Origin of the sequence: Micromonospora sp. NPDC049114 (assembly GCF_040648635.1) — a bacterium.
Classification (GTDB): domain Bacteria; phylum Actinomycetota; class Actinomycetes; order Mycobacteriales; family Micromonosporaceae; genus Micromonospora.
Genome location: NZ_JBEZEA010000001.1, coordinates 1,547,930 through 1,560,374 on the forward strand (window position 1 = coordinate 1,547,930; position 12,445 = coordinate 1,560,374).

General features: G+C 71.6%; 10 protein-coding genes. 5 read left to right on the forward strand and 5 right to left on the reverse strand.

What is annotated here, in order from left to right; all coding sequences use genetic code 11:
• Positions 1-6: 6 nt before the first annotated feature.
• The 5 genes from AB0B39_RS07375 to AB0B39_RS07395 all read right to left on the reverse strand — a co-directional run bounded on the left by AB0B39_RS07375 (position 7) and on the right by AB0B39_RS07395 (position 5,845).
• The gene (locus AB0B39_RS07375; protein WP_234582684.1) at positions 7-684 is read right to left on the reverse strand and encodes a maleylpyruvate isomerase N-terminal domain-containing protein; all 678 of its coding nucleotides are present in this window, start codon (positions 682-684) and stop codon (positions 7-9) included.
• A 112-nt stretch (positions 685-796) separates the two neighbouring features.
• Entirely contained in the window at positions 797-1,180 is a 384-nt protein-coding gene (locus tag AB0B39_RS07380; protein WP_234582683.1) for a zf-TFIIB domain-containing protein, read from the reverse strand.
• 22 nt (positions 1,181-1,202) lie between these two features.
• On the reverse strand, positions 1,203-1,835 hold the full coding sequence (locus AB0B39_RS07385) for a phosphoribosyltransferase family protein (RefSeq protein WP_357573723.1): 633 nt from the start codon (positions 1,833-1,835) through the stop codon (positions 1,203-1,205).
• Positions 1,836-1,876: 41 nt separating this feature from the next.
• A complete protein-coding gene (locus tag AB0B39_RS07390) occupies positions 1,877-3,217 on the reverse strand; it encodes a glycosyltransferase 87 family protein (protein WP_357573724.1) in 1,341 nt (446 codons plus the stop codon).
• Between the two features lie 99 nt (positions 3,218-3,316).
• Complete coding sequence (locus AB0B39_RS07395; protein ID WP_357573725.1) at positions 3,317-5,845, reverse strand: bifunctional diguanylate cyclase/phosphodiesterase; 2,529 nt, start codon at positions 5,843-5,845, stop codon at positions 3,317-3,319.
• 532 nt (positions 5,846-6,377) lie between these two features.
• Here AB0B39_RS07395 and AB0B39_RS07400 point away from each other — a divergent pair.
• The 5 genes from AB0B39_RS07400 to AB0B39_RS07420 all read left to right on the forward strand — a co-directional run bounded on the left by AB0B39_RS07400 (position 6,378) and on the right by AB0B39_RS07420 (position 12,445).
• Complete coding sequence (locus AB0B39_RS07400) at positions 6,378-9,470, forward strand: BTAD domain-containing putative transcriptional regulator (RefSeq protein WP_357573726.1); 3,093 nt, start codon at positions 6,378-6,380, stop codon at positions 9,468-9,470.
• Positions 9,471-9,730: 260 nt separating this feature from the next.
• Entirely contained in the window at positions 9,731-10,222 is a 492-nt protein-coding gene (gene moaC, locus AB0B39_RS07405) for a cyclic pyranopterin monophosphate synthase MoaC (RefSeq protein ID WP_234582679.1), read from the forward strand.
• Positions 10,219-10,689, forward strand: coding sequence for a MogA/MoaB family molybdenum cofactor biosynthesis protein (locus AB0B39_RS07410; RefSeq protein WP_357573727.1), 471 nt, complete (start codon positions 10,219-10,221; stop codon positions 10,687-10,689). The genes moaC and AB0B39_RS07410 overlap by 4 nt, the downstream gene beginning before the upstream one ends.
• A 74-nt stretch (positions 10,690-10,763) precedes the next feature.
• On the forward strand, positions 10,764-12,020 hold the full coding sequence (locus AB0B39_RS07415; protein ID WP_357573728.1) for a molybdopterin molybdotransferase MoeA: 1,257 nt from the start codon (positions 10,764-10,766) through the stop codon (positions 12,018-12,020).
• Complete coding sequence (locus tag AB0B39_RS07420) at positions 12,017-12,445, forward strand: molybdenum cofactor biosynthesis protein MoaE (protein ID WP_357573729.1); 429 nt, start codon at positions 12,017-12,019, stop codon at positions 12,443-12,445. Before AB0B39_RS07415 ends, AB0B39_RS07420 begins: the two co-directional genes overlap by 4 nt.

A 12,445-nucleotide genomic window follows, 5' to 3' on the forward strand; every position in this document is an offset into this window, starting at 1 on the left:
GATCGGTCAGCCGAGCAGGGGGAACCAGCCCGCCGCCTCACCCAACTCCAGTCGGTCCCGGTCGGTGAGCGGGATCCTGCCGGTGGCCTTCAGGAGAAACTCGTTGTCGTCCCATCCGGCGGGGCGGACCGCGTCGTCGCTCAACAGGCCGTCCATCGTGGAGACGGCGACCCGTACCGCCAGTGGGCCGGGTGGCGGCGCTTCCGGCAGCTCCGGCGTCAGATCCAGGTGGTGCACCACGGCCTCGGTGGTCAGGGTGGCCAGGAGATCCGGTACGCGGAGCACGTGCCCCTGCGTGGTGACGTACCCCTCGGGGTCCGCCGACGCGGCGGCGCGGACCGCCGCCGGCGCGGTCTCCTTCCAGAGGCGGACGATGCCGATCGGCAGGTCGAAGGCGGACGCCGACCGGCGCACCCACCAGGCGTGCCGGGCGGCCTGGTCATCGCCGCCCGGGAAGCCGCGCCAGTAGGACACGTCGTCCACGTCGGCGGGACCGTCGACGGGGCTGGCCAGGGCCACGAGGGCCCGCTGGGCGTCGCCGAGCACGTGCAGCAGCAGGTCCGCGACGAGCCAGCCCTGGCAGCGGGTCGCTCGTTGCAGGTGCGCGTCGTCCAGGCCGTCGACCACCGCCGTGATGCCGTCGTACGCCTGGGCGAGAGCCTCGTCCGGCCGGATCTCGGTCATGCGATGCAGCCTCGCAGAACGCACCCCGGCCGCCAACCTACGGGCCACGGGTGACGTGCCTCTGAGTCACAGCCGTGACCCAGAGGCCCGTCACCTGGGATGACGGTCGGGCTCAGCCGAACATCTCGTCGAGGAAGCCCTTGCGCTTCTTGTGCCGGTAGTGCCCGTGGTAGCCCTGGTGCTGCTGACCGTAGGCAGGCGCCGGCGGGTAGCCGTGAACGGGCGGCGGGGGCGGCGGCGGGGGAACCGCGCCGTAGCCGGGCTGGTGCTGCGCCGGGGCGTGCGGCGGCGGGTAGCCGCCCGGCTGCTGAACGGGCTGCGGCGGCGGGCCGCCGGCCTGCTGGCGGCTCCAGTTGGCCTCTGCCTCGAACAGCTTCTCCAACTCGCCGCGGTCGAGGAAGATGCCCCGGCACTCCCCGCACTGGTCGATGACGACACCGCTGCGCTCGTATTGACGCATTTCGCCGTGACACTTGGGACAGGTGAGGCTATTCATCACCCGACGGTACCTGGTCGAGCTAAGCGGTTGCTGTGAGCGCGTCGGTGACCTCGTCGTCGGAGACCTCGTGGAAGTCGTCGTAGTAGACGCTCACCGCGCCGAAATCCGAAGGGCGCTGCGCGCAGACGACCTGGTCGGCCTCGGCGGCCAGAAGCTCGTACGCCTCCTGCGCGCCGACCGGCACGGCCACCACCACCCGGCGGGCGCCGAGCCGGCGGACGACCTCGACTGCCGCGCGGGCGGTCGCGCCGGTGGCCAGACCGTCGTCGACGATCACGGCGACGCGGCCGGTGAGGTCCAGCGGTGGACGACCGCCCCGGTAGAGCCGCTCGCGGCGCTCCAACTCGACCTGTTCGCGGCGGCTGACCTCGGCGATGTCGTCGCTGCTGAGGCGGCTGGCCATCGCGTCGTTGAGCACCTGCACCCCGCCCGGGCCGAGCGCCCCGAAGGCGACCTCCCGGGCCCAGGGCATGCCGAGCTTGCGGACGACCAGCACGTCGAGGGGGGCGCCGAGCCGTTCGGCGACGACGCGGGCCACCGGTACGCCGCCGCGGACGAGGCCGAGGACTACCGTGTCCGGTTCGCCGACGAGGGCGGTGAGCCGCTCGGCGAGCACCCGGCCCGCCTCGGCGCGGTCGCGGTAGGTGGTCATGTCTTCAGGTGTACGCCGTGTGGCGGCGTTTCGCCCGCCGGTTAGACCGATGTGGCCCGACCGGGCACGGGATCGGGCGCCGGGGTGGTCGGTGCGGTGTCGGGGCTGCGCAGGGCGGGAGCCCAGGTGAGCAGGGCCAGCGGGTACAGCAGGTACCCGAATCGGGTGGACGGCATCAGAGCGATTGCGGCGAGGAGTCCGTACCCGCAGATCAGCGCGGTGGCGGCGGCCGTGTCCGGCGGGCGGCGCGCGAGTCGGACGGCGATGGCCACGCCGGCCGCGACCAGCAGGGCGGCGGCGATCAGCCGGCCACCGGGGAGCGTGGCGGCGATCAGCTGACCGGGGAACGGAGACTGCGCCGGGCTGGTGACCAGGCCGTGCCCGAGCGGGAAGCGCAGCACGTTCTCGGTCAGCGCGTCGCGGTCGACCAGCAGGGCGGGGAGCAGGGCGGCGACGGGCAACCCGATCGCGCCGGCCGCGACGCGGGCTCCGGCTCGCCTGGTCAGACCCCAGACGATCAGGACCAGGGCGATCGGCCAGGCGAACAGCTTCAGCGCGCCCGCCAGTCCGACCGCGAGGCCGGCCCGGCCGGGCCGACCGGCGGCGGCGAGGGCGAGGGCCAGCAGGCAGAGCGCGAGTACGGGCATGTCGTCGCCGCCGGTGGCGAGGGTGAGCGCGCAGATCGGCAGGACGGTGGCGGCCTGCACGCCCCGCAGCAGCGCGGCGTCGGACGGGTGCGCCCCGACGAGAGGACCGCCGGCGGTGCCGCGTGCGGCGCGCAGGGCGGCCACGGCCAGGGCGAGCGCCAGCGCCGTGCCCACCGCGAACCACACCCGGGCGTCGGTCCACCAGGTGTCGGCGAGTGCCCGGGGCAGGCCGAACAGCGCCATGCCCGGTTGGTACGGCGTGTATCCGAGCAGTTGTTCACCGGCCGGCAGGGCGGCGATCGCGTCTCGGCCGAGGTACGGCGTGCCGTGCTCCAGCAGGCGGGTGCCGGCCTGCTCGACGACCAGCACCTCCTCCTGCGCGCGGTCGGCGCGTCCGGTGGCCCGCTCGACGCTCTGCCAGAGCGCGGGTAGCAGCGCGGTGCTCGCCCACACGAGACCGGTCACCGCCCAGCGGGTCGGCAGGCCGGCCAGTCGGGTCGCCGGGTCGCGTCGACGCAGGAGGAGTTGAACGATCACCGCGAGCGTCGCGACCAGGTAGCCGACGGCGGCGACCGCACCCCAGGCGCGGTGCGGCAGCAGGGTCGACGTGAGCGCGGTGATCGCCGCGAAGACCCCCGACACGGCGTAGAGCACCAGGTCGAGGGCGAGCCCGCCGGCGGCGGTGTCGAACGTCCGCCAGCGGTTGCGGCTGGCGGTCGGGGCGTCGGCGATCACGAGCGCCAGTCTGGCAGACCTCGCTGCTCACCCGGTTGCCCGCGGGGTTCCGGCCGGCGCCGGTCACACCGGCGGCGGCATGTCGTGCTCGTGCCCCGCTCAGGCGGGCAGGTGCGGAAGGCGGTCGGGGCGGGAACGCCCGCCCTGACGGCGGGTCTGGCTCAGCCGGATCACCGCGCCGGTGTCGTGCAGCGGTGGCGCCAGAGTGCCGGGTTGGCCGCCCGACCCGCGCTGCAACGCGGCGAGCAGGGTGCCGGCGGGCATCGGCCGGGCGAACAGGTGGCCCTGGCCGGCCACGCAGCCCAACTCCCAGAGGGCACGTCGCTGCGGCTCGCTCTCCACGCCCTCGGCCACCACCGCCAGGTCGAGGCTGCGGCCCAGGTCGAGGGTGGAGCGGATGACTGCCGCGGCCTCGGCCGAGCTCTCCATGGTCGTCACGAAGCTGCGATCGATCTTCAGCTCGTGCACCGGGATCCGGGAGAGCAGGGAGAGTGAGGAGTAGCCGGTGCCGAAGTCGTCAAGCGCCAACCGCACGCCCTCGTCGCGTAGCCGGCTGAGCACCCGGTCGACCACGTCGAGCTGGCTGAGTGTCAACGTCTCGGTCAGCTCCAGCACCAGCCGGTCCGGCGGAAGGTCGTGGGCACGCAGTCGGGCCAGCACCGAGCCGGGGAAGCGTGCGTCGAGCAGGCTGCGCGGCGACACGTTGACCGCGACCGGTACGTCGAAGCCGGCGTCGCGCCAGTTGGCCGCGGCGATCAGTGCCTGGTCGAGGATCGCCTCGGCGAAGGCCGGCAGCATTCCCGAACGCTCCACCGCCTCCAGGAAGCGCAGCGGATCGATCAGCCCGTGGGTGGGGTGGTGCCAGCGGGCCAGTGCCTCCGCGCTGGTCACCTCGCCGGTGCCGAGGTCCACGATCGGCTGGAAGTTGACGATGAACTCGTGGTCGGCGACGGCCCGGGGCAGGTCGCCGCCGAGGGTGAGGCGGTTCAGGTCTGCGGTGTCCCGGGTCGGGGCGTACGTGGAGATCCGCTGGCCGGCTCGTTTCGCCTGGTACATCGCGACGTCCGCGCGGCGCAGCAGCTCGGCCATGCCGCCACTGGCCGGGGCGACGGAGATCCCGCCGCTGGCCTCGACGCTGATGCGCATGCCGTCCAGCTCGAACGGCTCGTGCAGGGCGGCGAGCAGCGTCTCGGCCCGGTGCGCGGCCACCGCGGGGGCCGGTAGCCCACGCAGGAGTACGGCGAACTCGTCCCCGCCGAGGCGTGCCACCAGATCGCTGGAGGCGGCGGCGCGTCGCAGCCGGTCGGCGACCTGGACCAGCACCTGGTCGCCGGCGGCGTGGCCGAGGGTGTCGTTGACCTCCTTGAAGTGGTTGAGGTCGATCAACACCAGTGCGGTCACCCCGTCCGCGTGCCGGGCACTCAGATGCTCGGTGCCCTGGTCGAGCAGGTGCCGTCGGTTGGCGAGGTCGGTGAGCGCGTCGTGGGTGGCGGCGTACGCGTGCTCGTCGGCGACACGGGCCAGCTCGGCGTACGCCTGGGCGTTGCGGACCGCCGTGCACAGCGCCGAGGCGAAGGTGCGCAGCGTGTACTGCTCCCGCTCGGAGAGCTGCACCGGCCCACGGAAGCGCAGGCGCAGGATGCCGACGTCGACGGAGCGGTCGTGGCCCTCCAGCGGGGTGGGCACGACGGTGCCGTCCACGTCGGTGGGCGTGCCGGTCGGCCCGTCGAAGGCGATGCCGCCGGTGCCGCCCCGAACGGTGCGACCGCCGTCGCGCAGCTCGATCTCGACCTCGTCGGCGGAGAACAACTCGGCGGCCTGGGTGACGGCGGTGGTGAGCACGTCGTCCAGGTCGACCACGTTGAGCGCGTCGGTGGTGCGGGCGAGCCGCTGCCACGCCTGCTGCTCGGTGCGGCCTCGGATGCGCGCGGAGTAGGCCAGGTGCAGGCTCAACATCAGTGGGGGGACGGCAAGCAGTAGTCGGGGGTCTTCGCGAAGGATGAGTAGCGTGCAGACAGCCACGATGAACCGCACGCCGAAGCCGGCGATCCGCAGGTCGAGGTTGTTCAAGAACTGACGGGAGACAGGTGTCCCGGTGGCCAGCGCGATCACCGGGATTGCGAGCAGGTCGTCGAGGAGTGCCGCTACCAGGTAGATCGCACCGAGGAGGGTGGCCAGATCGACCACGCTGGCCGAGGGCCACTGCCAGTCAACGGCCAGTGCGGCGACACTCGCCCCGCCGGCCACCAAAACGTTCTTGCTGACTCCGAAGGCCGCCTTGATCATCGGCAGCTTCATGATGGCTGACGCCACACCGACGCCGGCCCCCGTTGCCAGCACCACCCAGGAGGGTGGCGCTACGGCGAGTCCTATGACGACCGCCGTCTCGACCCAGGTGATGGCATGTGTGGTCGAGCGGATTCGGATGGGTGCCATGACGATCGTGCCAAGCGCAGTCATGAAGATCAGCGCCACGATCGTCGCCCCGTCGCCTACCGAGGCGGGTGGACGGGTCAACACGTCGGTGCCAGCGAGGCCTGTGGGAACGATTGCCATTGCGACGACGAGACCAACGAGCAGCGAAAGCCGTCGATCCGTCCTGGGATTCTGCGGTGACACCCGGCTCATGAAGCTCCTGTCGTCGCCGACAGTTACGTGTTGACGACGGGAGCTTACCGCGTGGTGCCACCTCGCTGTCACATCCAGTCGCTGCCGCGCATTGCATGCTCCCTCCACTCGTCCGGCCGTTTCCGTATTCCGGATCCGTTCTTGTGATGGGAGCCTAAGAGGAGTTAGGCAGTTTTAGTAGCGATAAATGTCGGTATACGCAACATTAGCCAAGCCGGCGGCCTTTGTGACGGTCTGTCCATGCCACCTGAGCGGAGCGCGGTCGTGCTGCACTGGTGATCCGCAGCTTGCGCGCGCGCTGCTGAGAGGCTATCGGCATTGCTCCGTCCCCCCACAGTCTGGCGACGGTGCGCGTCCAGCCTCATCCGTCAGTTTGGGCTCCGATCAATCCGGTTGGACAGAATCTGCGCTCCGTCGTCTGGTCGGTGTGGATTTGAGGTGTCTCGTTGGAGGATTGGCCTGCATTCTGACCACCGTTAACCTTCCCCAGTGTGATCAGCTAGACACCGATAGACGCGAATTCGGAGGGCCGGTGGAGATCAACCTGCTGGGTGGCCTGGAGGTGCTGCTTGCCGACCACAAGTTGCACCTGGGCACGCCCAAACAACGGGTAATCTTCGCGATGCTCGCGGTCCAGCCAGGCCAGTTGGTGACGTTGGCCAGCCTCATAGACGAGCTGTGGGCCGATCGTCCTCCGTGTTCCGCTGTGGCGAATGTGCGGACCTATGCGGCCAATCTTCGCCGGGAGTTCGAGACGTTAGCGCTCGCGGACGCGACTCTCGTGCGGCAGGGCGACGGCTATCGACTCGCCTTGCGGCCGGATGTGATCGACGTCTTCCGCTTCCAGGACGAGCTTTGCGCTGGCCGGGACGCTCTGGGCGCTGGCGACCTCTCGCGTGCGTCGGAACTGTTGGGCCGCGCACTGGCGCGGTGGCAGGGTCCCATGCTCGCCGGCGTCCCGCTTGGGCCCGTCCTGACGGCTCGAACCGTCGCTGCGGAGGAGGAGCGTCTTCTGGCCGTGGAACTCCTCGCCGAGGTTCATCTGCGATCCGGGCGGGATGACCTCGCGATTCCGTCACTGCGGGCGGTGACTGCACTTCATCCGCTCCGAGAGCCGACATACCTCCTTCTCATGCGGGCCCTGCACGAGCGCGGTGACAACGCGGAGGCGCTTGTCGCGTATGACGAGATTCGCAGGCATCTGATGACGGAGTTGGGAGTGAGCCCGGGGGCCAGCCTGGAAAAGTTGCGGCGCAGGATCCTCGCCGAGGCGCCGAGCCCGGTACCCGACGTCCCCGGCCCGAGCAAAGGCGCGGTTGGGCGCCGCGCTGTGTCCGCACCGGCACCGGCGGGTGACTCGACGACGAAGCAGTTGCCCCCAGTGGTGGATCATTTGCCTCGTTCGGTCACCGACTTCGTTGGTCGGGACGCCGTCGTGGCCAGGCTGTTGGCGGAGACACGGCGTGTCGAGGAGCGCGTCCCGGCCGTGCACGTCATCGACGGAATGGCCGGCAGCGGCAAGACAACACTCGCCGTGCACCTGGCCCGCCGGCTGAGCGACCGGTACCCGGATGCCCGTCTGTACGTCGACCTGCGGGGGCATGGCGAGAAAGACCTGGTTGGACCGGCGTCGGCTCTTGTCGTCCTCCTCCGCCAGCTTGGGGTGCCGCCCGAGCGGGTGCCGGTTGACCTCGACGACAGGACGGAACTCTGGCGACGCGAGCTGGCCCGCCGAAGGTCGGTGATCATTCTGGACAACGCCGCCAGCAGCGACCAGATCCTGCCCCTTCTGCCGATCGAGCCCACCGCCGTCGTGCTGGTGACGTCTCGACGCCGACTCACCCACCCGGACCTCGGCGCGTCGCAGTCCCTGCCGGTCATGTCGTCTCGGGAGGGCGTCGACCTGTTGGCCTTGAGTGTGGGGCGGGAGCGGGTCGACGCCGAGCCGGAAGCAGCGGTCGAGGTGGTCCGACGGTGCGGCCATCTTCCTCTGGCGATTCGGCTGGCTGGCGCCCGGCTGGCGCACCGACGTGGTTGGCGGTTGGCGGATCTCGCGGCACAGATGGCCGGCGCGGCGTCGGTTCTCCTCCATCTGGCCGGGGAGAACAGCACAGTCACCGGCGCGTTCGCCGCCTCCTACGAACCTCTCCCCGAGTCGACCAAGCGGGTCTTCCGCTTTCTGGGTCTGTACCCCGGTAGCCGGTTCAGCCCAACGGCGGTCGCGGCACTGACCGGGCTGACGGTGGCGGAAGCCCACGCGGCTCTCGACGACCTCACCGACAGGCACCTGGTGGAGGATCTGAACTCCCGGCAGTACGGATTGCACGACCTGATGCGTCAATACTCCGTCGAGCTGTGCCTGTACGTCGATTCGGCGCGGGACCGCCGGTCGGCCCTGGCCCAACTGCTCGACTTCACCCTGGCGGCGGCTCTGCGGATTGCTGAGATCATCGAGCCCGTCGTCATCGGAAGCCAGGTCAGTCACCTTCCATTCGGCAGGCCTGAACTGCTGGAGGCTCTTGGCGAGCCGAGCGTCGAGTGGTTGGAGGCCGAGCGGGCGGACCTCGTGACGATGGTGGCGTCGGCGCATGAGTCGGGCTTCTACGAGCACGCCTGGCGGCTGGCTCGCGCCCTGTGGCGGTTCTGCTACATCCGCGGATACTTCGAGGACATCATCACGACCCACCAGCAGGGGCTGGCAGCGGCAGAGGCGACGGGCAACGTCGAGTCGACGGCGCTGATGCAGAACTACCTGGCCTCCGCCTACGTCCGGACCGGCGACAACCGGGAAGCCCTGAAACACCTGACCCGCGCGGTCGAGCTTTCCAAGGAATCCCGGGACGTGCTGAACACGGCTCGCTACCAGGCCAATCTCGCCCCGGTCCACTACTGGAGCGGCAATCTGAGCGAGGCAGTGGCACTCGGTATGGAACAGCTGCGTGACTACCGGGGCTACGGCAACGCAGGAGCTCCGAACGCGTTACCGAATGTCGGCATAGCCCTCACGTCACTGGGTCGTTACGAAGAGGCGTTATGGATACACCGGCGTCACCTGGCCTGGGCCCGAACCAACTCGAGCGAGTTCCACGTCCTCAACGCTCTCAGCCATATCGGAGCGGTACGCACCCGGATGGGAGACCTCCATCAGGCGATCAGGATCCTCAGGGCCTCGCTGGCGCTTCGCGACCGCACCGGCCACCGATACGGCGAGGCAGAGGTACGCCTCGACCTCGGCATCGCCTACCGCGGTCTTGGTCGTTTGGCGGAGGCCCAGCAGGAGCATGAGATGGGGCGGGCCCTCGCGGTCGGTTCGGGCGAGCGGCACATCGAGGCCGCGGCGTTGAACGAGTTGGGCCGGACGCTGCGGGCACGCGGGCTTGACCGCGAGGCGGCCGAGATGCATCGCGAGGCCCTGCGGTTGGCGACGCGGATCGCCCACCCGCACGAGCAGGGGCGTGCGTTGGCGGGCCTCGCGGAGCATTTCAGTGCCGTCGACCCGACCGAGGCCCGGCGGCACTGGGAGCGGGCGTTGGCGATCTTCCGCCGGATGGGCGTACCGGAGCGCCTCGATGTCGAGCGCCGCCTCGCCGAACTGGGTTCAGCCCTCGTCGACGTGGGGCGTTGACCTGGGCGAACGTCGCTTATCGATTTCTTATCGCCGGGCCCGGTAGCTTTTCGAGCGTATCGACGAACGGGGGAGGTTCTGCCCGTGGGCAGAACCGGGTCGTCGACACGCGCCCGCCGTCAGGTCCCCCCAGCGACCTCGGCGGCGGGTCCAGCGAGGCAGGGGCGCGGTCCGGTTGAGCGCTGTCGCACCCGGCGGGTGCCGGGCCGCCGCCCCTTCCGAGCGCCGATGCGTCGTACCGCACCGATAGGCTCACGGCCGTGACCGAACCCGCGCAGCTCAGCCACGTCGACCGTGCCGGCGCGGCCCGCATGGTCGATGTCTCCGCCAAGCCGGTGACGGGCCGGGTGGCCGTCGCGGCGGGCCGTCTGCGCACCACGCCCGAGGTTGTCGACCTGCTGCACCGCGACGGGTTGCCCAAGGGTGACGCGCTGGCGGTCGGTCGGCTCGCCGGCATCATGGGGGCCAAGCGCACTCCGGATCTGATCCCGCTCTGCCACCCGATCGCCCTGCACGGTGTCACAGTCGACCTGCGGTTGACCGCGGACACGGTGGAGATCACCGCCACCGCCCGCACGGCGGACCGGACGGGCGTCGAGATGGAGGCGCTCACCGCTGTCGCGGTCGCCGGCCTGGCCCTGATCGACATGGTCAAGGCAGTTGATCCGGCGGCGTCGGTCGAGGCGGTCCGGGTGCTGCGCAAGGAGGGCGGCAAGACCGGCGAGTGGATCCGGCCGGAGGACCGGCCGTGATCCGGGCCCGGGTGATCGTCGCGTCCAACCGGGCCGCCGCCGGTGTCTACGCCGACACCAGCGGCCCGCTGCTCGTCTCGGGTCTGCGCGAGTTGGGCTGTCAGGTCGACGAGCCGGTCGTGGTGCCCGACGGCGAACCGGTCGGCGCCGCCCTGCGGGCCGCCCTCAACGACGGCGTCGACGTGGTGCTGACCAGCGGCGGCACCGGGATCACCCCGTCCGACCGGACGCCGGACGTGACCCGCGCTCTGCTGGACTACGAGATCCCCGGCATCGCCGAGGCGATCCGGTCGCACAGTCGCGAGCGGGTGCCCACCTCGGCCCTGTCCCGGGGCCTGGCCGGGGTGGCCGGCCGGATGCTGGTGGTCAACCTGCCCGGCTCGACCGGCGGCGCCCGGGACGGGTTGGCAGTGCTCGGGCCGATCCTCGGCCACGCCGTCGACCAACTTCGCGGCGGCGACCACTGATCGGTCCGCCGGCGCCCACCGCCCGTCCGCGCCCAGGCCCGACGGACGTCGGTCCGCCCCGATAGGCTCGGTCGATGAGCACGAAAGCCGCACCAACCGCGGACCGGGTCGTCGCGCCCCCACCGGCAGGGTGGGAGGAGGCGCGGTCCCGGGTGTACGCGGTCGGTCTGGCCGCCGCGCTGCCCGCCGTCGCCCGACCGCTGGTCGACACCGACGGGCTGACCCTGGCCGAGCCGTTGACCACCCGCACCGACCTGCCCGCGTTCCCCACCTCCAGCGTGGACGGCTGGGCGGTGCGCGGCGGCGGGCCGTGGCGCGTCGTCGGGCGTGTGCTGGCCGGCAACACCCCCGCGCCACTCACCGAGGACGGCACGACAGTCGAGATCGCGACCGGGGCCATGGTCCCCGAGGGCGCCTCCGCCGTGCTGCGCATCGAGGAGTCCACCGTCACGGACGGCCTGGTCAGCGGCACGCCCCGGCCAACGCCGGAGTGGCGGCAGCCGGGCGAGGAGGCGTACGCCGATGAGGAGCTTCTGCCGGTCGGCACGCCTGTCGACCCGGCGGTGATCGGCCTGGCCGCCTCCTGCGGGCACGACACGCTGCGGGTCCGGCGGGCGCCGCGTGCCGCGCTGCTGGTCTTCGGTGACGAGTTGCTCACGGCCGGACCGCCTGGTGCGGGCCGGGTGCGCGACGCGCTGGGCCCGGCGGTGCCCGCGTGGCTACGTCGCTACGGCTGCCACGTCCGCCCCTCGGACATGGTGGGCCCGGTGGCCGACACGCTGCCCGCGCACGTGGCGGCGGTGCGCGCGGCGCTGACCAACGCCGACCTGGTCTGCACCACAGGTGGCACGATGCACGGCCCGGTCGACCACCTGCATCCGACCCTGGAGGCGCTGGGCGCCGACTACGTGGTCAACACGGTGGCGGTCCGGCCCGGTTTCCCGATGCTGCTGGCCCGGCTGGCCGATCACGACGGACGGGTCCGGTTCGTCGCCGGCCTGCCGGGCAACCCGCAGTCCGCAATCGTCGCGCTGGTGTCCCTGGTCGCGCCGCTGCTCGCCGGGCTCCAGGGTCGTTCGATGCCGGTGTTGCCCCACGCCACACTGGCCGAGGCGGTGCCCGGGCGCGGCGACCACACCCATCTGGCGCTGGTCCGCCTGGACCGGGCGGCCGGCACCGCGCACCCGGTGCGGCACGTCGGGTCGGCGATGCTGCGCGGTCTCGCGGGCGCTGACGGGTTCGCCGTCATCCGACCGGGCACCAACGGTGCGCAGGGCGATCGGGTGCCGATCGTGCCGTTGCCACTGCTGCCCGGGGAGCGGGCGTCGTGACCGCGCCGGCGATCACCGTCGTCGAGGTCACCGACCAGCCCCTCGACCTCGCCGCGCACGAGGCGGCGGTCGCCGAGCGCCGGGCCGGCGCGGTCGTCTCGTTCCAGGGCGTCGTCCGCGACCACGACCACGGGCGTCCGGTGGTGAGCCTGGAGTACGAGGGGCACCCGAGCGCCGCGCAGGTGCTGCGCGAGGTGGCCGCCGAGATCGCCGCCGACTCCGACGTCTACGCGGTGGCCGTCTCGCACCGCGTCGGGCCGCTGGCCATCGGTGACGTGGCGCTGGTCGCCGCGGTGAGCACCGCGCACCGCGCCGCGGCCTTCGCGGCCTGCGCCCGGCTCGTCGACGAGGCCAAGGCCCGGCTGCCGATCTGGAAACGGCAGGTCTTCGCCGACGGCACCGAGGAATGGGTCAACTGCCCCTGA